Source organism: Halalkalicoccus jeotgali B3 (assembly GCF_000196895.1).
Classification (GTDB): domain Archaea; phylum Halobacteriota; class Halobacteria; order Halobacteriales; family Halalkalicoccaceae; genus Halalkalicoccus; species Halalkalicoccus jeotgali.
Map to the genome: position 1 here is coordinate 502,169 of NC_014297.1, position 23,351 is coordinate 525,519.

25 protein-coding genes and 1 pseudogene are annotated in these 23,351 nt (G+C 56.8%); 7 read left to right on the plus strand and 19 right to left on the minus strand.

From position 1 onward, the window contains the following. The first annotated feature begins 717 nt into the window (after positions 1–717). Positions 718–1,368 (plus strand): hypothetical protein, encoded by a 651-nt coding sequence (locus tag HACJB3_RS02500; protein ID WP_008418288.1) that lies wholly within the window; start codon positions 718–720, stop codon positions 1,366–1,368. Positions 1,369–1,484: 116 nt separating this feature from the next. On the opposite strand, the gene HACJB3_RS18620 is transcribed toward HACJB3_RS02500, so the two are convergent. The 5 genes from HACJB3_RS18620 to HACJB3_RS02520 all read right to left on the minus strand — a co-directional run bounded on the left by HACJB3_RS18620 (position 1,485) and on the right by HACJB3_RS02520 (position 6,292). After that, entirely contained in the window at positions 1,485–2,120 is a 636-nt protein-coding gene (locus HACJB3_RS18620; RefSeq protein WP_158306589.1) for a choice-of-anchor D domain-containing protein, read from the minus strand. A gap of 358 nt (positions 2,121–2,478) precedes the next feature. Continuing rightward, positions 2,479–3,759: a hypothetical protein gene (locus HACJB3_RS02505; RefSeq protein WP_008418287.1), complete on the minus strand. Its 1,281-nt coding sequence runs from the start codon at positions 3,757–3,759 to the stop codon at positions 2,479–2,481. Between the two features lie 283 nt (positions 3,760–4,042). Then, on the minus strand, positions 4,043–4,252 hold the full coding sequence (locus HACJB3_RS02510) for a YgaP family membrane protein (protein WP_008418286.1): 210 nt from the start codon (positions 4,250–4,252) through the stop codon (positions 4,043–4,045). A gap of 253 nt (positions 4,253–4,505) precedes the next feature. Beyond that, on the minus strand, positions 4,506–4,718 hold the full coding sequence (locus tag HACJB3_RS02515; RefSeq protein ID WP_238532797.1) for a DUF4177 domain-containing protein: 213 nt from the start codon (positions 4,716–4,718) through the stop codon (positions 4,506–4,508). A 275-nt stretch (positions 4,719–4,993) separates the two neighbouring features. Further along, a complete protein-coding gene (locus tag HACJB3_RS02520; protein WP_008418284.1) occupies positions 4,994–6,292 on the minus strand; it encodes a cytochrome P450 in 1,299 nt (432 codons plus the stop codon). Between the two features lie 400 nt (positions 6,293–6,692). Here HACJB3_RS02520 and HACJB3_RS02525 point away from each other — a divergent pair, with 400 nt between their 5' ends. The 3 genes from HACJB3_RS02525 to HACJB3_RS02535 all read left to right on the plus strand — a co-directional run bounded on the left by HACJB3_RS02525 (position 6,693) and on the right by HACJB3_RS02535 (position 7,791). Beyond that, entirely contained in the window at positions 6,693–6,938 is a 246-nt protein-coding gene (locus tag HACJB3_RS02525; RefSeq protein ID WP_013199351.1) for a hypothetical protein, read from the plus strand. Then, complete coding sequence (locus HACJB3_RS02530) at positions 6,938–7,549, plus strand: hypothetical protein (RefSeq protein ID WP_008418280.1); 612 nt, start codon at positions 6,938–6,940, stop codon at positions 7,547–7,549. The genes HACJB3_RS02525 and HACJB3_RS02530 overlap by 1 nt, the downstream gene beginning before the upstream one ends. A gap of 62 nt (positions 7,550–7,611) precedes the next feature. Next, a complete protein-coding gene (locus HACJB3_RS02535; protein WP_008418279.1) occupies positions 7,612–7,791 on the plus strand; it encodes a hypothetical protein in 180 nt (59 codons plus the stop codon). Between the two features lie 9 nt (positions 7,792–7,800). On the opposite strand, the gene HACJB3_RS02540 is transcribed toward HACJB3_RS02535, so the two are convergent. Then, on the minus strand, positions 7,801–8,007 hold the full coding sequence (locus tag HACJB3_RS02540) for a cold-shock protein (RefSeq protein WP_008418277.1): 207 nt from the start codon (positions 8,005–8,007) through the stop codon (positions 7,801–7,803). A gap of 325 nt (positions 8,008–8,332) precedes the next feature. On the opposite strand from HACJB3_RS02540, the gene HACJB3_RS02545 reads away from it, so the two are divergent. After that, positions 8,333–8,545: a hypothetical protein gene (locus tag HACJB3_RS02545; RefSeq protein WP_008418274.1), complete on the plus strand. Its 213-nt coding sequence runs from the start codon at positions 8,333–8,335 to the stop codon at positions 8,543–8,545. A gap of 4 nt (positions 8,546–8,549) precedes the next feature. Here HACJB3_RS02545 and HACJB3_RS19520 read toward each other — a convergent pair whose 3' ends face one another. The 3 genes and pseudogenes from HACJB3_RS19520 to HACJB3_RS21195 form a co-directional block, all read right to left on the minus strand. Continuing rightward, complete coding sequence (locus tag HACJB3_RS19520) at positions 8,550–8,735, minus strand: hypothetical protein (RefSeq protein ID WP_148258221.1); 186 nt, start codon at positions 8,733–8,735, stop codon at positions 8,550–8,552. A gap of 586 nt (positions 8,736–9,321) precedes the next feature. Then, entirely contained in the window at positions 9,322–9,909 is a 588-nt protein-coding gene (locus tag HACJB3_RS02550) for a hypothetical protein (protein ID WP_008418270.1), read from the minus strand. 178 nt (positions 9,910–10,087) lie between these two features. Continuing rightward, positions 10,088–10,225, minus strand: a pseudogene (locus HACJB3_RS21195) (AbrB/MazE/SpoVT family DNA-binding domain-containing protein); the annotation flags it as partial. Positions 10,226–10,539: 314 nt separating this feature from the next. Between HACJB3_RS21195 and HACJB3_RS02560 the strand changes: the two are divergent. Beyond that, positions 10,540–11,055: a helix-hairpin-helix domain-containing protein gene (locus HACJB3_RS02560; protein ID WP_008418267.1), complete on the plus strand. Its 516-nt coding sequence runs from the start codon at positions 10,540–10,542 to the stop codon at positions 11,053–11,055. A 153-nt stretch (positions 11,056–11,208) separates the two neighbouring features. Here the strand turns inward: HACJB3_RS02560 and HACJB3_RS02565 are convergent, their stop codons facing one another. The 8 genes from HACJB3_RS02565 to HACJB3_RS02595 form a co-directional block, all read right to left on the minus strand. After that, positions 11,209–11,769: a universal stress protein gene (locus tag HACJB3_RS02565; RefSeq protein WP_008418265.1), complete on the minus strand. Its 561-nt coding sequence runs from the start codon at positions 11,767–11,769 to the stop codon at positions 11,209–11,211. Positions 11,770–12,027: 258 nt separating this feature from the next. Further along, positions 12,028–12,972: a 3-hydroxyacyl-CoA dehydrogenase family protein gene (locus tag HACJB3_RS02570; RefSeq protein ID WP_008418264.1), complete on the minus strand. Its 945-nt coding sequence runs from the start codon at positions 12,970–12,972 to the stop codon at positions 12,028–12,030. Between the two features lie 539 nt (positions 12,973–13,511). Next, positions 13,512–14,696, minus strand: a complete 1,185-nt coding sequence (locus tag HACJB3_RS02575) for a hypothetical protein (RefSeq protein ID WP_013199352.1) — start codon at positions 14,694–14,696, stop codon at positions 13,512–13,514. A gap of 12 nt (positions 14,697–14,708) precedes the next feature. Then, a complete protein-coding gene (locus tag HACJB3_RS19525) occupies positions 14,709–15,122 on the minus strand; it encodes a hypothetical protein (RefSeq protein ID WP_013199353.1) in 414 nt (137 codons plus the stop codon). Between the two features lie 367 nt (positions 15,123–15,489). Then, positions 15,490–16,527, minus strand: a complete 1,038-nt coding sequence (locus HACJB3_RS02580; protein WP_238532798.1) for an AI-2E family transporter — start codon at positions 16,525–16,527, stop codon at positions 15,490–15,492. Positions 16,528–17,022: 495 nt separating this feature from the next. After that, positions 17,023–17,643: a hypothetical protein gene (locus HACJB3_RS02585; RefSeq protein ID WP_008418259.1), complete on the minus strand. Its 621-nt coding sequence runs from the start codon at positions 17,641–17,643 to the stop codon at positions 17,023–17,025. Beyond that, on the minus strand, positions 17,630–17,962 hold the full coding sequence (locus HACJB3_RS02590; RefSeq protein ID WP_008418257.1) for a hypothetical protein: 333 nt from the start codon (positions 17,960–17,962) through the stop codon (positions 17,630–17,632). The genes HACJB3_RS02585 and HACJB3_RS02590 overlap by 14 nt, the downstream gene beginning before the upstream one ends. Before the next feature lie 655 nt (positions 17,963–18,617). Next, complete coding sequence (locus tag HACJB3_RS02595) at positions 18,618–19,838, minus strand: mandelate racemase/muconate lactonizing enzyme family protein (RefSeq protein ID WP_008418255.1); 1,221 nt, start codon at positions 19,836–19,838, stop codon at positions 18,618–18,620. Positions 19,839–19,973: 135 nt separating this feature from the next. Between HACJB3_RS02595 and HACJB3_RS02600 the strand changes: the two genes are divergently transcribed. Next, positions 19,974–21,149, plus strand: coding sequence for a pyridoxal phosphate-dependent aminotransferase (locus HACJB3_RS02600; protein ID WP_008418253.1), 1,176 nt, complete (start codon positions 19,974–19,976; stop codon positions 21,147–21,149). Positions 21,150–21,257: 108 nt separating this feature from the next. Here HACJB3_RS02600 and HACJB3_RS02605 read toward each other — a convergent pair whose 3' ends face one another. Continuing rightward, the gene (locus HACJB3_RS02605; RefSeq protein WP_008418251.1) at positions 21,258–22,217 is read right to left on the minus strand and encodes a D-2-hydroxyacid dehydrogenase; all 960 of its coding nucleotides are present in this window, start codon (positions 22,215–22,217) and stop codon (positions 21,258–21,260) included. A gap of 220 nt (positions 22,218–22,437) precedes the next feature. Then, positions 22,438–23,175, minus strand: a complete 738-nt coding sequence (gene aglF / locus HACJB3_RS02610; protein WP_008418249.1) for a UTP--glucose-1-phosphate uridylyltransferase AglF — start codon at positions 23,173–23,175, stop codon at positions 22,438–22,440. Positions 23,176–23,351 lie beyond the last annotated feature (176 nt).

Below are 23,351 nucleotides of genomic sequence, written 5' to 3' on the forward strand. Positions count from 1 at the left end.
AATCTTCGATTGTAGGATGAAACAGTCTTTTGGCGCGACTTGAGAGGCTACCCTTGAATAGAGAAGTTCAGTTCTCAAGGATGTCTAATTATGACTATTTCGTATTCGTCACTATCTTTAGCCTCCCAGATGACGCGATCTGTATTCTCTGTGCTCACGAAATGGCGACTCCGAATGCTTGTAGCGCTCTCAGTGGTAGCTCCGACTGTCGGCATCTGCTCTCACCACTTATACCGGTGGTAAACTGGCGAACGGCTGGTTTATCGGACCAGTGGTGCCCGTCGAGATCGTGGTTGTTGTCTCAGCAATCAGTTACTACGAACAGGAAACACGCCGGAATCTAGTAAAGCGACTATAACCCAGCTTCAGTTGTGAGCTACTCTACTTCGTTCACTGAAATCTGATCTGATCATTGAGAGTTAGGCAGCTGGATATATCTCTAACAAATGTTCAAAAAGGCCCTATCGTCGGGGATACCCAGTTTGATCACAGCTGTGGTCCTGATTTGTTATCGGAGAGGTGAGAAAGGACTGTGGATTAGTATGGAAAATATCACTTGGTCATTAGTCGACTGTTCATCCCGTCAAAGAAAATATCGCCACATGGGTGTTGATAGAAAAAACTTATAGACTTTCGTATAATATATGATCACCAAGTTAGATAATTTTAAATAGTGTAGTGTTATTGTTGCGTACACACTGAGTACATCAGTGTGTGATGGATATGGAAGGACCTGACAGGAACGGCGACGCAACGCGACGAACACTGTTGAAAGTGCTTGCAGCTGCTGGCCTTACCGGCACTGGGATCGCGGCTACGAGTGGATCCGCAGCAGCGCACGAATCGGACCACAAGAAAGAGTGGTGCGAAGACGAAGATCACCACCATAAGAAAGGACACGGAAGAGGCCACGGCAAATTCGATAAAGATTATCACCGATATAAGTGCAAGCTGGAGCGTGATGGGGAGATCGTCGATGAATGCGATGCTGTTGACGAGTGTGAGGTCGGTGATGACGTAACGTATACCGGGACGCTACTCGTCACTGCTGTTGAGCTGAGCGATGACAATGAGGTCCTCGTGAGTGGTGAGCTGGAAGGAACACTCGACGGTGACAATTGTGAAGAAATAGAGGAGACGTTCGAGGACGTTTCCATTGGAACCCTTCAGGAGATTTTTACTGTTCGTCCCGCTGACGATCCGGAAGACTGTCCCATTCTGGAAATCAATATCGGTGGCCTCTGTCTCGAACTCCTTGGTCTTCAGGTTCAGCTTGAAACCATTGAAATCGATCCCGTGGGTATCATTGGTGAGGACAATCTCGTGAGCGACCTCCTCTGCGATCTGCTCCGTCGTCTCAGCTTCTAATACTCTTCGCTGTATTTAGCGACCTTTTTTTGAGTGATATAGTTAATATATGATAATAAAGAGTCAAATCGGGGTACAAATCCTGCCATAGCGACTGTCACCAATTGGTTGTTTCACTAACCGATCATACGAACGAGCGTTAGAATATCCTGAAAATCAACTACACCGTTGTCGTTAAAATCAAGCATGAGAATTATTGAGGAGTTTTCGTTCTCAGTCGACGCAGATCCGTTCTCATTTGATGAGGAAGCGTTTGAATCACCTGCAGCAGATTCGGCTACATTAGATTGCGTGTTGCCAGCCTCCCTCTCCGTTGTGTCTGTATCCTCAGAGTCCGTATCAGTAGAGGTGCCTGTAGTTGACTCATTAGTATCCTCCTGTGGAGACGAGGCTGATCCATCCGTAGCGATATCACTGTTCTGATCTCCTGTCTCGTTAACTCCACTCCCGGTGAGCTGCCCAGCAGTTTCTGTTGCACTTCCGGCGATCTCAACCTGGACAGAAGCCGATTTCTGACCCGTTGACGTCGGTGAGAACTGGATACTGATTGTACGTGACTCGTTCGCCTGGAGCGTGAATGGAGCATCACCATCTACAACGGTGAACTGATCCGCATCCGACCCCGTGATCTCTACTTCAGTAATAGGGAGTGTCTGGTCTGTTGGATTTGGTTGAGAGACGGTTCGTACAACACTGGATCCGACGACAGTCTCTCCGAAATTCAGCGTCTGTTGTGCTCCGACGGGTGTCATACCGAGCCCGGTCGCGCCGATCCCGATCCCCGCGGCTGTACCCGTTGTTCGAAGCACGCGTCGTCGAGAAACAGCCTCTTTCCAGTTGGCTTCCTTTGATAGTACTGAGTCTAACATCACTACATATTTGACTTGTCTATACACTTAGTATTCAGAATAACTAAAGTAAAAGATGAGTAAAAACTAGAATATTGAAAAGACCCAACAGTTCCAATTGATGATTTGAGATCATGCCGGGCGAGAAGAAGTGCGCATTCACGCGGTAATAGGGTGCTACGGAATGGACTGGATTCGACCGCGTCCTCTCGACTGGATCAGAACAGGTGTCAACGAGGGAAATGATCGTTCGGTGACCGGGTTACTCCCAGAACTTCGGGACCGTCGCGTCGATCTGATAGCCATCGCCCTGATTACTGTCGGACACAATCGTTCTGCGATCGCCATCCATCGACAGCGGCCCCATGACGTTCGTCAGGAGAATTTCGCGGGTTTCCGTCCGATAGAGCTCATACCACTCGTCACCATCGACACTCGCGAGCACAACCGAATCCTCTGCGCTGTCGTTCATCGGGGAGTAGCCAAACGGCATGAGACAGAGCTCACGTCCCGTTTCGAGGTCCTCGCGGATATGCCAGCGTCGCCGAGCGTACATCTGCATGACATCGTCGTCGGGATCGGTCTCGATCTCGACGTGGACCCGCTCGAAATCATCTGCCTCCTCAGGAACGTCATTCGGGCCATCGCGCTCCCAACGAAGAATTCCTTCGGGCGTGCCGTCGCTCCCGAGAACGACGCAGTCTTTGAACGCGGCGACTTGGGTGACCATCGTGATGTCGCCCCGATCGTCGATCTCGCTCCACGATTTGCCGAGGTCGCCGCTCCAATAGAGTTGAGAGTTGCCATGGTCGCCGACGGCGACCCAAATACGCTCGGCGTACGGGTCATACTCGACGTCGTGGATGTGGTTGTTCGCCGCCTCGGTGCTGTTGACGCTCGGTTCAAGGACCTTTTCGAACGACTTCCCGCCGTCCGTCGAGAGAATTACCTCGTTACCGTGGTCGCCCGCCTCGTAGTCCGAGAGCTTGTAACAGGAGATAACGATAATATCCTCATAGGCGACGTGGCCCATGCTGTTCGACACCCGCCCGTAGTCGAACTGGTAAAGCGTCTCCGAGTCGGTGCGGTCCTTGTTAATGAGTTCGACCTTCCCACCCTCTTCGCTCCGACCCCCGACAGCGGCAATGACTCGCCCGTTATCCGGAACGATAATGGTTTGGACGTTCCCGTCGCGCTTGCCATCAAACGAGTACAGCACCTCGGTCGTCTGCCACCAGTCGTCGCTCACTAGTACGCGTGGTCCGTCGCGTCCGTAGACGCGGCCATTCTGATCGACCCAGACGGGCTGACCGGCCTCTCGCTTGTCGTGGACCTCGAGATCGTAATGGTAGTACGGCTCGCCGTCTCCCCCTTCCGGTTCGGGCTGGTCAGCCTCCGAATCGGTATCGTTGGACTCCCTATCTCCGGTAGTCGTATCCTCCGAAGACTCGGATTCGTCCCCTGAACTCCCAAGACAGCCCGCGAGCGCGATACTCGACCCAGTCGTTGCGGCTGAGAGGGCGATGAATTGTCGTCGATCCATACGACCGACAACCGGGCGGATGCTGGTAGTAAAATAGTCACTAATACGGTATTACTGAATTTCGATACAATAATCCCCATCCTACTGGTGAGGAACCGGCATAGAGTCGTTAGTTTGAGAAGGAAGTTCGTAGTGTCGTGTATTAGACCCCGATCTCGATGGACACACGTAGGATGGCTACTCAACGGTGGAGAGATGGTAGCTGACAACCGTTCCCCAAATTTATCGATGGTTGGTCAGAGAACGCTTGCCGAATGGTGCGACTACTCCTCTGTCGCAGCTGCTACTGAGTCGTATCGATACCGAACAACGCGTTACACCCACAGAACTGCGTCCATGCATTTTGTAGCAACCCGATCCCCGCGAGACCCGCGATTGCAGCTTTCGTCCGTTGCCCAGCAAGCAATGCAGCGAGGGCCACGACGACCAGCCAGATACCGAGCACCCCACGGATGATGCGATCGGTCCCTCCCACGTTCTTCGGATAGTTCATATCCGGTTGTGGGGAAGAGATGTGCATATAGTTTTGGACCCAACGAGAGGGACGGGATTTCTGAGTCAGTGGCTCCACTGAAACTTGTCCGGAGAAACACAATGAGACACGATACGCGGACCACATCCCATGTAGTGAAACGAACCACAGAACCTATCGCGGTCTCGACCGATGATAAGGCTACGACGACCAGAAATTTCGGTAGGTCGCCCGTGAGACGATGATCAAATTGGGAATGGCGGACCGTCGTCACTCAACGGGAACGCCGGAGGAACAGTTCGGCACCGCCCCACCAGTTGACGACGACCTCGTCGAGTTCCCATCCCTCTGCCGCAAGCTCGTTCAACGATTCTTCGGTCGCATCGCTCTTGATTCGGAACCACAGGAGGCTGGTCGGCGCGTTGACGACCTTGTACTCATAATCCGCTTTGCCGCTCACACGCCGTCCGCTCATTGTGGTGCTCACGTGCATCCAAAGGTCACATGAAGATAAAACCGCCCCGCTCATCTCGGAAAAATATAGCACCGACTTTATGATAATTTATCTACTGATCAACGGTGAACGACGAGTCAGTTCGAGGTGGTATGGAATGAGGGCAGCGAGACCGAGTAACCGATATGCACTCTGTAGTTCGCATGAGTGTTTTGTCAGTTTCTGATGATTTTACTAACGCCGAGCCACTGGAAATTGATTAGGGGTGGCTGTGTGGAGCTGGCACGATGCGCCCGTACGGCCTACGTTCAGTCGCGCGGTTCGATCCGCATTCGAATGGGATCGAGTGAGCGCGTCGTGATACTTACGGAGAGATCGAGGTCTGGGTCCGAGATGAGTTCGAGATGATACTGTCCAGCCAACGTCGCAAGGATCAGTTTGGCCTCGACGATCGCGAACTGTTGGCCGATACATCGGCGTGGACCGCCGCCAAACGGGAAGTAAACGAACTGGGGTCGGTCGTCATCCCCGGCAAATCGGTCGGGGCGAAACGCAAGTGGGTCCTCCCAGAAGCGGTTGTCGCGATGAATCGTCCACTGCATCGGTGCCACTGTTGCCCCTTTGGGGAGTGTATACCCGCCGAGCTCCAGTGGTTGGGTTGTCTCTCGAGGGATCGACGGGACAGGGGGGTAGAGTCGCATCGCCTCGCGTATCACTTGTTCCGTGTACGTCAGCTCGGGGAGCTCCTTGAAGGTCGCGTGATTCGCCGTAAGCACCTCCTCTAGTTCCGCAACGAGTCGGCGTTCGACCGCCGGATGTTGGGCCAGTAAGAACCAAGTGAACGTCAGCGCCGTCGCCGTGGTTTCGTGGCCGGCGAACAGGAACGTCATCATCTCGTCGCGGAGGAGCTTCTCGGACATCGCCTCGCCGTCCTCGTCCGTGGCGGTCAGCAGCATCGACAGCAGATCATCACGGTCCTCGACACCGTCCCCTCTGCGTGCGGCAACGAACTCCTGAATCACGGCCTCCATCTCCCGGATCCCGTGCTTATACCGGCGCCACATCGGAATCGGGACCCACTTCGGAACCATCCGGGCGATAGGCTGTTTCGTCGGTTGTCCCGGCTCTTGGAGCGCACGAACGGTCTCTCGAATACCGCGATCCTCGTACTCGATGTCGGAGCCGAACATCGATTTGACGAGGATACGGAGGGTGAGCCCTTTCATCTCGTTCTCGATGTTGACGGTCGGTGTGCCGGTCCAGTCGGCCGCTGCGGTCCGGACTTCGGCCGTCATCGTATCGGCGTAGTCAGCGATCCGGTCCATATAGAAGGCGGGCTGGATCCGTTCGCGCTGACGCTCCCAGAGCTCGCCTTCGCTCAGGACTAATCCTTGCCCAAGAAGCTCACCGAGGTCGTCTTGACTCAAGCTCGCCTTCCGGAAGCGATCGTGGTCATCGGCAAGAATCTGTTCGGCGAGGGCAGGATGGTTGACCTGGTAGAGGTCGCCGATTCCGAGCAGTTGGAGGTGGACGATGTCACCCTGGCGCGCCGCTGTCTCGTACAGCCCGTCCTGTTCACGCACGAGCTGGTGCGTATTCCCAATCACTGGCAGTCCGTCGTGTGTCGGCGGAGCGGTTTCGTACGTTGGGATGCTATCAGACCGTTGATATTCAGCCATGTACGACTATCGTCGTCCGATCCCCTTCAGCATTGGTGGCTGTCAACCGGGGAGGACCGTTCCGGGATGGGTGGTATCGATCGTGATCGGAAAAGCGGGTCCATCGATAGTTGAGAACCGGTTCTCGGGCGCTGTTCGATGGACTGTATCAGTCCCGTGTGATCGATCGTTCTTCTCCGTCTCTTCGGTCGTCCGGGTCGTGTAATCACTGCCCTGTATGTAGTATAATATTAACAATTTACTTTCATTACGCTCGCGGAACTTTCATATCGATCTGACTCCTGTCGAGTACTATCTCCTGATTATGGATAACACTCATTCAGGACCTGTGACGCGGAACGGCAATCGAAGCGCGATCCTCGAGTCGCTCAAAGATGGGATAGACGGCCTCCAGCGAGCGATCGAGACCGCAAGGCCGGAGACGCCCGAAGAACAGCGCGTGCAGTTGCGCCAGTATTACGAACTCGGCTATCTGGCCAACCAGTGCTGGAAGTTACAACGGGATACCGATATCGACGAGATGAGTCAGCGGATGGCACTCCTTGAAGACAAGACCGATATGGAGAGATACTGATGGCGACTAAACGGCAGCTCGAACGCAAACTGGCGGAGCTCGAAGCACAGAATCACTCGACTACTCCCGAGGAGGACGATCGAGAGTGCCTCGAATTGCACTTCGACGGCCTGCATGCGTACGAGCTTGAGCCCGAGCTCACCGACACGCTCAGTTCGTACGGGTTCGTCGTCGAACGTGACGTCCGTGAGTATGCGAATGGCCGAACGGTCGTGCTGCAGACGACACCGTCGGCGTCGGCCGTTCTCGGCGCGGTCAGTTGGCATCGCGACGGTCCGACGGCCGATCACAACGACGTTCGGATTATCTGGGAGCCCGACCGCCTTGAGCAGGTGCGTGCGGACGCCGAACACTCGACCGTGTATGTTGCGCCCGACGTCCCGGACGAAACGGAGCGAACCGTTATCGCCGAGGGCGATGGATGGACGGCGATCGTTCCGTCCGATCGGGTGATCACGAACAGAGTAGTGCGTCGTAAAAACGCCGAGTATCACGGGTACGAGATCCTCGGCCCCGTCGAGCTTCCATTGGAGAACGCCGCGGAGTACGATCTCGTCGAGGTCACGACCGATCCGGACGGTGATCGCCAGTCGAGGGATGGCGACGACTGACCTCGAAACGAGGATCCGAGCAACGCCTCGAGCGGCTCGAAGCCGAGTGAAAGACGGACCGGATGGCAGACGAGAGATTCGGCGGGGAACTCGACGAAGTCCGTTCGGACGAACGCGAAACATCCTCGCAAATGAACGTCCGGGGATGCTCAGCGCTACAGACAGAGGAAACAGATCGCGTCAGCTTGGACGTGATGTCTGAAAAATCGAAGTCGTTGTTCGTCGCTGTGAGCGACAGGTGAGTCTCGGAGTTACTGTCGGACGACGTTTGCTGCGCGAGGCCCCTTCGGTGAGGACTCGATGTCGAACTCGACTTCCGTACCTTCCGTGAGGTCCTCGCCGCCGACGTCTTCCATGTGGAAGAAGACGTCTTCGTCGTCGTCGAGGTCGCCGTCATCAGTCGAAATGAAACCGTAGCCGCCCGTATCGTTGAAGAAATCAACCTTACCGTTTGCCATTACAGACAAATGTAGAGGCGTGCGAGGGATAACCCTTGCGAGAGTCAGGTTACCGTGGCCCCCTTTTCTTCACGCTGTGGAATGATCTGCTTGCAACGGGAAACCGGGTGGGCGCGTTTCTCACTGCCCTGAGGCGAATGGCAAAGCAACGTCACCGCCACCATCAACGTACCACGAAGTTGCCGGCGAGCAGATCCAAGCGACCGAAACAGTAAAGCGAACGACTGGCTCCGAGTCGGCCCGGCACGCTTCACCGACACAACCATGACAGCAGCGCGCTCCTCTCACGCAACCGTTAATATCTCAAATCGTCATATAGGGATTCATGGATTCTCGATTCAGACTCTTCATCGCAGGTCTCGTCGGCGCCCTTACCGCGTTCATCTTCACTGTCATCGCGTTCACCGGCGTGCTCAATCTCATCGAAACGACCGTCTTCGCCGGTATCTTCCTCGTCGTGATGATCGGCTTCGAGCGGTTCATGCTGTGGGCGGAAACCCTCGAGAACGCCGAATCGTCCACCGAGATAGCCCGATAAAAGCCTATTTTGCCGGACTCCGATACTCGATCGAACGGCTTCGTTTCGCCTCACTGGCGCGTACCGACCACCAGACGACGCCCGTGACGAGCGCAAGGGTGAGTTCGAACACCAGCATCGGCGTCGGATCCATTGAGAGGAAATGGCCGAGGATCGTCCGTCTCTGCTCGCCGTATGGTGGCAGGGGCAATAGCGGCCACCCTAATGTCCTGCTGTAGATGAACTCGCCACGAACCACGACGGAAGGACGTCACCGACGGTATACGAGAGGGCGCCGATCGCGGACGCCTCACCCCACGTTGGCTTGTGATACCAGACGACGGGTGCGTAGATGAGCATCGAGAGCGAATAACGAGTGGCCAAGCGAGCGACCTGAGGGGAGGATCGCTACAGTCCACGCCAGTGGTTTGTCGATCAGATCCGGAAATTGGGTGCCAACCAGGAGGAGCACGGTCGCCGGCTGTCAGGTGCTCGGTCGTATCGATAGCGAGTGTAGAACGCATAGAGCAGATAGCCGACTACAGCGTGTCCCCATGGTCACATCATCCCCGAGTTCTTGGGCCAGGCGCATGTATTCACTGAGATCGGTTGTGACCGACGGGGAACACCGTCCTCGATGGATGGTTATGGCAGCGTCCCAAGGGGGCACCTGCCCTGTGACCGCCGCAAGTCAGTACAGACGGACTGTCTCACGACTACTGGGTAGTGAGGCGAGACCTGGCTCGTTCCCGTTCGGGTCCAGCGAGACATTTTGGTTCCGTACAGCGGGTCACCGACTACGGGGAGCGGGTGGTGTCGTCGATAAAATTCTCGAGAAGTTGCTCGCCGAAGACGAGGACGAGCGCGGCGCCGAGGAGATCGAACACGAGGTCGAAGACGATATCGAACTTGCTGTAGGTGATAAGGATGGGTTCGATACCGAGTCGGTCGGCAGTGCGATGAATGATGTACTCCATGAGCTCCCAGAGGACACCGACACAGGCGACGACGCCGATGACGTCCGGCCGTGGATCGCGGCCGCGACGACGGCTGACGGCATAGACGATCCCGCTGAGCAATGTCGCGGAGTGGGTGTGTGTAAGATGGTCCCACCACCAGACGTCGTCGTACGGCCCGAGCATGCCAAATGCGTGGGTGAGCATCGCGATCGTCGCGTACACCCGTTGCCACGGGCGGAACTCGAGGTCGTAGCGGTGTTCGAGAACGTCGGGGAGCGAGGCCGCGGCGAGTCCGAGGCCGGCGTTGACGATCGCGCCTGGATCCCGACGGCGAATCCCGACGACGAGGACGCTCACGATGCCGGATTTGATACCGTATTCGACTCGGTGTGCGACCGTCGTCTGTGAAGGTTTCGGGCCAGTCATTGGGCATGAGAAGGGGATCGGTTGGGAATGTCACTCTGTACCATAATCAGCTATGGATCTCGGTAATAGAATACATTCGTTCGGTATAGAGAGGAGGTGATAAGTCCTGTCGTCACTTGGATTGATAGAGGTTCGTCGCGGCGAAGAGGACAGTCATATCGACGAGTGTGCGCGGCATTTAATTGACATCGACACTCCAGATGTCATGATCGGTCGGGACGTCGATCTCATCGTCACCATCGGAGTAATCGAAGTCGCTGAATGTGCCGCTGCGCTGCTGGACGACTTGGACACGGAGGGTGCCGTCGTCCTCGATATGCCGAGACGCCCCGGGATCGCGTTGCCGACAGCGAGAAACTACTTGTTCGTGTCCTTCTTCATGGCGTCCCTTCTTGCAGTTCGAAGGAAACCTACTCAGTAGCGAGCACACAGAACGCGTTGTCGACGATAACTGGCTCTACAGCCAGTCTAGGCCGTAGAACGATAGACACATGCCTCTTGACACCCTCTATCGAAGTGAGGACGTTGTGCCGCTCGGAGAAACAACCAGGCACACTTCACTAGATAATGGCAAAATCGGATTTCGTTCCATCGGAGACTACCAGAACCGACGTACAGATTGGCTTAGTCGTGGCCGACCAGCGAACCGGCGACCTCCGTCAGGTGATCTATGCCGACTCACAGACGGTGCTCATTCGCGACGAGACGAACGCGACGACACTGATTCCCCGTAGAACCTTCGGGAATGAGTTGGGCACCCGATATCGTGCTCGGCACGAGGCCACCCCGCAGATCGATGGCGGACAGTACGAGCAACTCCGCACCAGTCTCGCCGAGTATAACGACCAAGACGGCCGAAAAGCCCAACACAAAGCCGACGCATTACGAGAAGCGCTTGACCTCCTCGCTGGCACAACGGCCGACGAGCCGAAGCGAACCGGTGACCAAGAGCAGACTGACGACCAAGAGATCGAGTTTGAGGAGATCCCCGGCATCGGTCCGCGAACAGCCAGCAACCTTCGACGGCAGGGGTTCGTGACCGTCACGAGCATCAACACCGCAAGCGACGACGTCTTGCGTGCGATCCCAGGAATCGGCCCCGACGCTCTCGCAAAGATTCGGGCGTTCGTCGCGGAGCAACCGTAGCCGGCAGCAGAGTAGCTGGCTTGTGACATTCGTCGAGAAGTGGGTTCGCTCGGCCCAACAGTATGTGCTCTCTGCGTTCGCTCGTCATTCGAGACGAGTGGATCCAAAACACATCATCAGAGCAGGAACCCCGCGGTTTGACCCGGAGTACGTTCACTCATGGACGCCTTCACGGATCGAGATCACGGGACAATGCACTGACTCGAGGATCTCCTGTGAGACGCTGCCGAACAGCGCCCGCCGAGCCGAAGACTGTTTCCGGCCACCCACCACGACGAAGTCGGCCTCACGGTCCGCAGCCATGGCAACGACGCGCTCGGCCGGATCGCCGACCGCGCCCCGGATCTCGTAGTTGATACCGGTCTCGCCGAGGGCCGTTGCCAAGTCTTGGATGAGGTCTTTTCTGTCGAAGAACCGTTCGATCACCTCGGGCCGATCGGCCGCCGTCGGGAGGCGACGCGTGACCCAGGCAGGGACGTCGCCTTCGAGTCCCGGGTGGGCGGGCACACCCTCCTTGAACCGAGTTTCGAGGAGCGACTGCGTTTCCTCGCCCGCTTCCTCAAGAGCGGCCCGGTAGGTCTCCTCGGTGAGGACGTGCGCGATCACGACCGTCGCCCCCGCTGGTCCAGCGACGTCGGTCACCGCCTTGGCGAACGCATCGATGTGCGATGCATCCTGCTCACCGAGGGCCACCAAAAGCGTGTCCAATCCCATGCCACTAGTTATCATTCCATCATATTAGTTTCTTCCCGGGTCGGTTGACGACGACAGATACCAGCTCGAGGATGTGTCCCAAGGGTCGTCCTGCGTCGGGGAGCGGAGACGTACCAGTAGACGTGCGTTTGAATGGTGGGACGTTGAACTGCAAGAGTTACCAGTCTATTGCTGGGGATTGATTGCCGGGTGTCCACATCGAAGCCCCACCCTCAAGGACTGAGGCGCGTGTGCGCCAAGGGTGTAGGGTGGGGTAGTTTACTCGTCACACTCCCGGAGTGCGCGTCGAATGGCAGCCACGCGCTCGTCCCGGTCGGCCGTAATCTCGTCGGGATCGCGGTCGTACTCGAAGAAGCCGGCCCCGGCCTCGATACCCGTCTTTCCGTCGGCGAGACGGTGCTCGTACGACGGATTGGGTGTCTCACGGTCGCACAGATCCGGATAGATGTCCACGGCACCCGTTCGGAACAACTCGAGTCCGGCGATGTCCACCGTCTCCAACGGCCCGATGGCGGCCGTCCGCGTGGCGTACCCGTCACGAATCGCCCGGTTGACGTCCTCAGGGGAGGCGATCCCCTCCTCGACGATATGGAGACACTCCCGAATCACGGCGTGCTGGACCCGGTTCCAGACGAACCCGGGGACGTCACGTCTCACCAGAATTGGATCGCGATCGACTTGCTGCAGAAAGCTCCGGATGCGATCGACGGTCCGGTCGCTCGTCCGTTCCCCGGGAATGACCTCGACCGGACGCAGCAGGTACGGTGGATACCACCAGTGACAGCCGATGATACGGTCGGCTACGTCGGATGCCTCCGCAGCGATGTCGGTTATTGGCAGCCCGGAGGTGTTGGACGCGAGAATCGCGTCCTCGTCGGCCTCCGTCGCAAGCGCGGCGAACAGCTCCTGTTTCACGCCGAGGTCCTCCGCGACCGTCTCGAGTACGAGGTCAGACTCCGCAACGGCCCCCTCGCGATCGAGCGTGTAGTCGACGGTCGCAACGTCGGCCTCGAGGTCGGGATCTGCAAGTCCCCTGTTTACGAGAAACTCGGCGGTGTTCCGGATCCGTTCACGAGCCCGATTGAGGTTCACATCTCGGTGATCGACGACGGTAACGTCGATCCCGGACCGAACGAACTGCACGGCGAAGCCGTGTCCCATGGCGCCCGCACCGACGATCGTCACCTCGTCAAATGTTCCCATGATAGACGGTGCGATCGGTCGTCGTATAAGGATTGGTGACATTCCAAACGAAGAGATGGGATAGAAGCACAGGAAACGAGGTGTATGACGGTGCACGGCATCTCCACCCATGGGGTCGACCGTGGCGCTTCCACCGATGTTGTTCAAGGATATCGACGATGGACGGACAGTGGCCGACGAGCGGACTTCAAGCGCGCACGAGTCGGGCTGCTCATCGGACCGAGTCCCGCCGCACTCGAAATCACCGACGCGTACAGCGTGGATCGGGAGGCTCTCGTGTTGACGATAGTGTGTGATAGTGGACGCTAGATGCCATTTCGGACAACCGGAGTCCATGCGGATCTCGATAACACTGGAGTCGAGAAGGTCGATCTGCAGTTATGGTGGGATGGGTATAACTGAGTGCATGAAATCCCTCAAAACCATCATATAGTATAGTGGATAAAAGCGATCGGTTTCATACTGTCTGTGGTGGTTCGCCACAGGCTCAGTCGTCCAGTATCGGTGTGAACCGATCCTCGGGATCGTTCTGGTTCTATTCAATTATCCGCATGGAAGATTATCACACCATCGTTTTCATACGCCACCTCATAGGAATCACTCTCATTTGTCGTGTTATCCGCTTGTGTAGCGAACTGACCTTTCGGGACGTAGATGTACTCGGGGTCGAGGTTGTTTTCATTGAGCGTGTCGCGGACACACATTTCGTCGTTACAGGCGCTCAGCTCGCCGTGGAGCGCCCGCTGGTGTTCGTACTGCTCGGGTGTCGTCCACTCGGCTCCCCACCAGACGCTCAAGGCCGTACGCTCGGCGACGTAGGGGAACCACTCGGCAGCAGAATCCAATACGACGAACTGTGTGTCGGGCGGTGTCTCGCTTGCCACCCACTTCATCGCCTCAATATCGTCGCCATCAACGTATGACGACATAGAGGTTCGATCCTCGCCGGGAGGATCCCCGGCGACATACAGCGCGCCGAACCAGGTCGTCGTTACGACTATTGCGATGAGTGCTACGGCCATGATCGTCTCGCGGCCGCTGTGACCGGAGACGACATTGGATGACAGCTGGTCCCTGTCGCCTTGTCCCGAAGCGACCTCAGCCAGCCACGGAACGACCGCCCCGACGACGACAATCGCCATCAGCATCGCACCAGGGATGAACGCGATGCGCTGTTGCGTGATGAAGATATCCGTAACGACGAACCAGATCGGGAGCGCGTAGCGACGCTCCGAAAGAGCGTAGATCGCACCGGCGGTGACGAGAAAACCGATGAGCAGTTCGGACGGATAGCTTGAGCTATGAAAGAGGAGGAGACTGCCGAGGATATCCTTGAACTCGCTGCTGAAAAGACCGCCATGAGTCGCAGAGGCGTTCAAAATGGTCTCATACCCGTACGTCTGCGAGACGTAGAGCCACCAGGGTGCGCCAACGATCGCGCCACCTACCGCAACAAGCGCGCCATCTACTAATCCACGGACTGAGCGGGAAAAGAGTGCATAAAGGACGAGATACGAAAGACCGAAATATGCCATGTACAATGGGTGTGTGAGCATTGTCAGTCCGTAGAGAGCAGCACCCGGAAGCGCCCATTTTCGGTCGCCGGTTTTGAACAACCGTACGCCAACGTAGAGTCCAGTAACTACGAGTAAGAAGGCAGGGCCTCTGACCGTCCCCCCGCCGGAAATATGCCAGCGAACGGTTTGCGGAATGACGGCGATCATGACAGTCGCAAATCACGCCTGTCGGACCGAGAGGAACTCCCGAGATAGATAGAAGTAGGGGATCAACGCAAGCACCGATGCGATTCCAGGTACTATCCTGATGAGGTGGAACGGATCAATCCCGAAATCGATCAGCACTGCCATGACGTAGAACATGAGCGGTGGATACGCGAAGGGGAGCCCACCCTCAGTGTAGTGCGGGATAATTTCAGGACGACGATACCCATTTTCGAGTACCACCTCGGCCATGTGGGGGAACAGCGCCGTTGCGTATGCAGGGTATGGATGGGTCAAATAATAGCTCGCGACGACAATACTGCCCGCTAGTAATGCGACTGTGAGCCAAACGCGTTCGTCCTCAAGCAGTGCGCTGATCGTGAGTGCTTGAGATTCCTCGTGTTTCTGACTATCGTACTCTTCGGCCATCTAGTGGCTATCTTACACTGTGACTGATGTAGGGATTACGACACTGTTGTTTCCACTCTCAATGTGCATCGAGTTCACATCGATCCCGCAAAGCGGATTGCAGGGACGATCTTCGGGTGCATCATCTACTAGTGAGTATCTGATCTGATTCGGCATCGTTCATCGTAATCCGATACTCGCTTGGGAGCACTCACAGTTCTTCCTGCGAGAACAAATCACCCGGAAGGGTGGCTAATGGAGCGATAGAAGCTGCGAGGTGGTCGGTCGTCTTCTATAGGTGAGTACGTGGTTCTATACTCGGCTGTCTGATTAATTATTGCCTACCCCTGGAATGTCGATAACTGTGGTCGGCGATGAACTGTGATGATTACGCTGTCTTCGATTTGTACCACTCACGAGCGAAAAGGTCAAACGAGATCTTCGCGGTCCCGAGGATGACGGGTCCAACAAACAGCCCGATCGGACCGAGGACTGCAATACCGCCAAAGATACCGACGACGATCACTGCTGAGCTGAGCTCTCCGCTCTTGCCGATCACTGCGGGCCGAATATAGGTGTCCGACAGACTCACCAGTATCCCGTAGCCGACCATCAGCAGGGCTGCCAGTGGACGGCCAACGATGAGTAGATAGATCGCAACCGGGATCCAGGTCCCGAACACGCCGATGAGGGGGAGTAACGCGAGCAGGAACGTGACGACTGTTAGAAAGATGGCGCCCGGTACCTCCAGTACCCAGAATCCGATCCCGAGTAATATCGCCTGAATGGCTGAGACGATGACGTTCCCGATAACCGATGCCCACATCAGACGATCAAGCCGCCCGAACAACTCGGTTTTCACCTCGTCGCTGATCGGAACGATCGTCTGGAACCACGCAACCAATCGATCGCCATCGCGAAGCAACCCGAAGACGACGAACATCGTCACGGTGAGACTGATCGCGATCGAGGGAATTCCACCGATGATTTCGAGTGTGCCACCGAGCATTCCATCCAGTCCACTGTTGATCGGGTCCTGATTTGCCTCGTACGCCTCACGCACGTCATTCGAGTCGATCGAATAGCCACTGCTATCCAGTCGCTGCTGAATCGCCGTGACACTCAGCCCTTCCTCTAGAAGGGTCTCTGTCAGTCCCGACGCCTGTTGAACCGCGATGACGACGATGTAGAGTACCGGAATGATAATCGTAAGAAACGATGCGGTAATGAGCGCTAGTGCCGATGCAGTCGGGCCGACGATGCGCTTCAACCCCTTATGGAGTGGCATGAGCGCGTAGGCTAGGACGACGGCGAGGAGAATATACTGGAGGTACGGTAACATGAGCAGCACCGCGAGGATACCGCTTGCGATGGCGATAACCCCGAGTGCAGACTGTTCGGTGAGTTCGTGAGTCGATCTAGCCATACTGTAGGAGTGTCCCTCCCCCCTGAAGAGCGTGTCCCGGTTATCCGACGCATAGTGGAACTGTTTGAGAATAATAATAGAAGTGTTGTATGTTGCCGACTGTTTCATAGTATTAGCTTTCTTTACTCAAATAAATCGGCGAGGTGATCAGTGATGAGTCCGCGAATATCAAGCGGCTGTCGACGCTATATTCATTATCGCAGACCGTTCTTGTAGCGGAGAGCCACTGGAGAAAACACACGAGTGACCATGGCATAGGTGCCAAAGCGGGATGACAGTAGTTGCTACTGGCGAGTGGGTCAAGAAGCAGTCTTTCGGTGAGTCGCTTTCGTCGAAAGTAGCGAGGAGAGAGGTAGATTCTGCCTCGTATCCCGTATGCGAGCGGGGCGAGGCGATACACCCACCGCTCATCGACCGTTTAGTACAGCCAGCGGTACAAGCGAAGGAGCGGACGAGTGCACGGGCGGTGGGACCACGGGCTGAAACGGGGCCATTCTAGCAGCCCTCGGTTAGGTGGTCGCTACTTTCGGCGACAGCGTTCTCCTCGCTCGCTTCCTCGCCGGTGTCGGCCTCGTAGAGTTCCCAAAGCGCCTCGGGGATCGTCTCCTTCGTGGCGACCAGTCGTTTGTTCGCGCCTTCTTTGGTGCCGCTGCCCGTCTGGAGTTCGAAGGCGTCCCACTCGGTGGCAAGGTCTGTGAAGGCGTCGCCGACAGTTTTGTGAGTGAACTCAATGCCAAGCCCGTGGCCCATCGTGATTACCGTGGGAACGTCGACGCTCCCGCCCTCGCCGATCGGATTCGTCTTCTGAGTGATTTGCCGGAGGATCTCATTGCGCGCGAGGCGCTTGGCGCGCTCTTTTTTGGTTCCCGTCCGCTGGGTACGCTGAGCGCGCAGCTGGGCCTGGAGGTGCTGGATCTCGGTTTCGAGGGTATCGATGCGCGTGATGATCGCATCGACTTTCCCGATCGGGTCGGTGTCGGTCGAGGTATCGCTCAGGCCGTGGAGTAATCGGCGGATGGCGGCCATCTCGAGAGAATCCTGTCTGAGCATCCCGCGTTCGAGTCGGTCGAGGCGGGTTTCGATCGGTTCCTCGGGAGTGTCCTCAGAGCGTGACATGGCCTTCCTCCGGTTCGCTCCTGATGATTCGTTCGATGCCCAGCAGCGTGAGGGTGGTCCGTTGGGTTGTAGCATCCATCGTGACGCCGAGGTGGCCCTCAGCCAGTAGTTCGGTTGCCCCGAGTGTCGGATCGGTGATGGTCGACTGACAATCCCGACAGTAAATGCACGGGATCGACCACTCCTCGTCGCCGGCATACCGGACCGCGTAGGCGCTGACGGGGTCGCCCTCGCCAAGGGTAGTCTTGCAGTACTGACAGCGGGTTTCTATGAGCTGGTAGCCGGTGAGGAACTGTTCCGCGGGCGCGGTGATCAGCATTTCTGAACCTCGCAGTCGGCGGTGTGGAACGTAGGTCGGTAGAGGTCCTGTTCGTTGATGGACTCTCGGCTGCAGGACCGACAGCGCCAGTAGGTGGTAGCGTTCGGGACTGACGGTGGTTCCCTGTGTGGGCCACTGAAATACTGTGTCAGGGTCTGTGAGGCGATACTGTTTTCTGGCGGTGAGTGGCTAGTATTCATTGCTTCTCCCTTGCTGAGAAGCGCGGTCCGGTGTACCAGCACCGGGCCAGATCGATTCTGTGCTAGACCCGCGCTTCTGGTTAGCTAGATGATTACCAGTCTATTATATCTTGTGCAATTTGCCCATCCTATGAGACAGTATTGGAAGCCAATTCTTATTGCGTGTAGACAACAACTATACTATATGCAACGACACGCAGAGACAATGGATGCCGACGATCTTACTAAGACAGATCGGGCTATCTTAGACGTGCTAAAACGAGGCCGAGGAGGCGATGAACCCTGGGGAATCTGTACGAAGGGTTACTTAGTAGATGAGACCGGATTCTCACGCAATAGTATCTATAATCGCCTAGAAGTTTTGGAGGCACACGAGCATATCAAATTAATTCATGGTCCAACTCGCTTGTTTGCATTTGTAGATGACCCTCGGGATGTTGATCAGTGAGAATATCTCAGGGAAACATCGATCCCTCACCGGTCGCATGCTGTTCGGCAACGTCCTTGTTTAATTCGACTCCAAGTCCAGGCGCCTCGGGTACCTCGATATAGCCGTCCTCGATGAGCGGCTCGGAGCGCACCAAGAGATCGTCCCACCACTCGACGTCGAGTGCGTGATACTCGAGGACATCGAAATTCGGGACAGCCGCCCCGAGGTGGACGTTCGCCATCGTTCCGATCGGGCTACAGACGTTGTGGGGTGAGATCGGGATGTACTGCTCTTCTGCACGGTTGGCGATTGCCTTCGTTTCCGCCAGGCCACCACAGGTGCTTGTATCGGGCGTGAGGATGTCGACGCCGAACTCCTGAATCAACTCCGCGAACTCGTGGACCCGAAATCGGTTTTCGCCGGTCGCAAGCGGCACCTCCGTCGAACGTGCCAGTTCGCACTGGGCGCGCATGTTCTCCGGCGGGAGAACGTCTTCGAGCCACATGAGATCGTACAGCTCGAGTTTACGGGCGAGTCGTTTACCGCTCTCGAGACTATAATCCCAATGACAATCGAAAGCGAGGTCGACTCCGTCACCGATCGTGTCCCGGATTGCCTCGACCGTCTCGACCTTGTGCTCGATCGCTGCATTCGAGAGGCGACCGTTGACCGGATCCGGGTCGTTGTCGATCGGCGTATCGAGGTCGAATTTGATCGCCGTGAATCCCTGCTCAACGACGTCCCGAGCGGTTTCGGCATAGGCCGCCGGAGCGTAGGCGTCGTTGTCACTGTAGTCGGTCGAACCGTGCTCGACCGAGTAGGCCTCGCCAGCGTGACAGTCACAGTAAATGCGGACCGTATCGCGGTACTTCCCGCCCAACAGTTGGTAGACAGGGACGCCCAGGAGTTTGCCCGCCGTATCCCAGAGGGCGATTTCGATGCCGGAGGCGGCCGTCACGACTTTGCCGGTAGTTCCGCCATGGCCTGATAGCTCCTGGACCATTAGTCGGAAGAGACGCTCGACGTCTAGCGGATTCTCGCCGATCAGTACGTCCTCAATGTAGTGCATGAGTTCGGCGATCGCGCCGCCGCGATAGGACTCACCGATGCCGATCACGCCGGCATCAGTATGGATCTCGACGATATTCCAATCGAAGTTGCCCTCGATGACACACGTCTCGAGGCCGGTGATCTCGACGTCTCGCTCATTTGTTCGGATTTGGCTCTGTTTCGAGTAGTCTCGCACTGGGAATCATCGCTGATCAAGGGCACCGACTACCTTGAGTATGGACCCCTAGGCAATCTAACTAGAGATACTCAGGATGGGACACTCGTGGCTCCGGGCCTACCATTCAAGCAGTCACATCACTCATCGATACTAATGGCCGATCCTGCCGTATCAAACCGGGTCGCCGGAATCGAACCCCAACAGATCCGTCGCCTGTTCGATCTCGCGAGCGACCACGACGCCGATGATATTGTCCACCTCGAACTCGGCGAACCCGATTTTCCTACGCCAGCCCACGTTATCGACGCGGCAGCGGTGGCCGCACGCGACGGTGAAACCAACTACACGCCCAATGCAGGGATCGACTCGCTCAGACGGGCCATCGCCGATCGGTTGCGTGCCGATGGAGTCGACGCCGATCCCGATCGGGTGGTCGTGACGACTGGTGGCGTCGAGGCGCTGTACCTGACGTTATTGACGGTGACCGACCCCGGCGATGAGGTCGTCGTACCGACGCCAGCCTGGCCGAATCCCCTTTCGCAGGCTCGGTTGGCGGGGGCGACGCCTGTCCCAGTACCACTGTCACCGGCCGATGGTTTCGCCTTCGATGCTGATCGGATCATCGATACGATCACCGACCGCACCGGCGCTGTCATCGTGACCTCGCCGTCGAACCCCACGGGTCGGGTGTTCGATACGGCCGCCATGGAGCGGGTCGTCGACGCTGCCGCACGCCATGATGCCTACGTCATCGCCGATGAGGTCTACCACGAACTTACCTACGATCGCCGCCCGGACCGCCTCGCGGCGGTGACGGATCACCCAGAGCGGGTCGTCACGATCGACTCCTGTTCGAAGACGTATTCGATGACGGGTTGGCGCGTCGGCTGGCTCAGCGGTCCCAAACCCGTGACGACGGCTGTGACCAAAATCCACGAGAGCACGACCTCCTGTGTGAACACGCCTGCCCAGTACGCCGCCGTCGCAGCGCTCACCGGGACCGATGCACCAGTCCGGGAGATGCAGGCGGCCTTCGAGTACCGCCGCGATGCGATCGTCGACCGGCTCGATGCAATTCCGGCCGTCTCGGCGCCGCGTCCTGAGGGTGCCTTCTACGCGTTCGTCGACGTAAGCGCGCTATCGGGTTCGAGCATGGAGATCGCCCAGCAGCTACTGTTCGAATACGACGTGGTCGCCGCCCCGGGAAGCGCCTTTGGGCCCGGTGGCGAGGAGTACCTCCGATTCAGTTTTGCGAACGATCTCGACCGGATCGAACGGGGACTCGACCGCTTCGAACAATTAGTTCGTGATGAGGGCCACGGTGCCTAATCGAGTCTCATAGCAGGCCCGAATGGACTCAGGAAACAGTGGCTGACGTATGGATCCGGCTCCGAGTCTCAGGTATTCCATGACACCACAGTCGCCACGCTGGGGCGACTATGACTGAACCACGTTTTCGAAGTCTCCCCCGTTGTCGAGGGCCCGTACGTTGTGTGCAACAATATCTGCGAGGCGCGGCCAATGTTCTGGACTGTGGCCTGCATTGTGCGGCGTAATCATGACGTTCTCGAACTGCCAGAGGACATGGTCCGGTGGCAGGGGTTCGGGGTCAGTCACGTCGAGTGCGACGTCGCCAATCTGGTTTTTCTGAATGGCGTTGATCAGGGCGTCCGTTTCGACGATAGGCCCCCGGCCGATGTTAGTCAATGTTGCATCCGGCGGGAGTGTCTCGAGTGCGTCGGCATCGATCAACCCACGGGTCGTCTCGGTGAGTGGGGAGGCGACAATGAGATGGTCCGTCCGCGCGAGCGCGTTGTGAATGGCGTCCGTCTCAAAGCCGATGACCTCATCGGTCGGCCCACCTTTCTCGGGGGTGTATCGCATACCGATCGTCTCGACCTCGAACCCCGAGAGCCGTTGGACAATTGCCTGCCCGATCGAACCGAGGCCGACAACGGTAACGGTACTACCTTTAAGCTCACGGGTCTGATAATGGCGCCATTCGTGGCGCTGTTCACGCCGCCAGCCTTCTCGGAGTCGACGCGTCATTACCAGTAGATAGCCGAGTACCTGTTCGGCAATGTTCGGAGCGTGAATACCCGATGCGGTCGTAACGGTGACATCCATCTCTTCGAACGTCTCAAACGGTAGGTGGCCATAGCCAGCGGCAACGCCTGCGAATAGCTCGAGATTCTCTGCTCTAGAGAGGAGGTCGGTGTCGATATCGACGGTTGATACGACTCGTGCCGTTTGAATGAGTTCGCGTTCCTGTTGTGGGGTCCGAGCGAGTGCGATTCGGTGGTCAGGGAGCCGATCCCGGAGTTCGTCCCGATATTCCTCTGCAGAAATCCCGTGTGCTCCTCCTCGAAGTACGAGGACGTCTATTGTCTCACTCATCTGTTGATGTACTCTACTGGGATGTGTTCTTGTCTAGGTTCCGGTTGGAGTAGTTATTCGAGGAAGTGACTGGGAATGAGCGGAGTCGCTATCTCTACTCAGTTCTGCGTGGATAAGACTGCGATTCAGTGATTTGACTGTGTGCCTAAGGAGTCGATAGAACGACTGCAACGTGAGAAAACAGCGGTTCGAGATACTACTGACGTCCTCTTGGTACTCTTTAGTCTGCTTCGGCCTCGACTTCTGTCCCGTTCTGTAGACGTTGCTCGGCTTTGTCGCGGTCCTCTGGGTACCCAACGTCGATCCGCCAGCCATCGAGTCCGATCGCATCGATCGTCCGGCCCGAACGGATGAGGAGGTCAATAGCTTCGCTGATCTCGTATTCCCCACGATTCGAGGGTTGGACGAGATGGCAAGCGTGGAAGATCTCCGGGCTAAACGTGTAGAAGCCGGTCATCACCAGGTTAGTCGGCGGATCGTCGGGCTTCTCGACCACCTCGATGATCTCGCCGTAATTGTTGGTGTTGCAGACGCCGTATCGGGAGGCTTCCTCCCATGGCACTTCCTCGACGAGAAACGCGGCGTCCGCACGGTCCTCGCGCTGTCGGCGAACAACGTCCTCCAAATTCGACTGGAAGATATTATCCCCCAGCATTAGCATGAACTCGTCATCGATGTAATCCTCTACTGTCAACAGCGCATGGGCAAGTCCCAACTGTTCGCGCTGATGGGCGTAGGTGATCGGGATCCCTTCGTAGCTGTCGCCGAAGTGTTCGATGATGTGTTCTTTCATGTGCCCGACGACGACGACGAACTCTTCAGCACCCAGATTGGCGAGCTGATCGAAACAGTGCGCAACAAGTGGTTGTCCATCGACCTCGACCATCGCCTTCGGTTTGTCATCGGTGAGTGGCTGCAGCCGTGTTCCTTTTCCAGCAGCTAGTACGACAGCATTCATACTTTAGAATTCTCTTGTTCAGTTAAATATTTTGCGTTGAAAACTGAATATTACACTAGAAGAACTGAGATTGGACATTGAGTAGGGAGCGTGATAGCGACACGTCAGTTGAATTTCTTCGATCGAAAACGAGGTATGGGACGATATGACGATTCTTCCACAACCCTCCCGTAGAC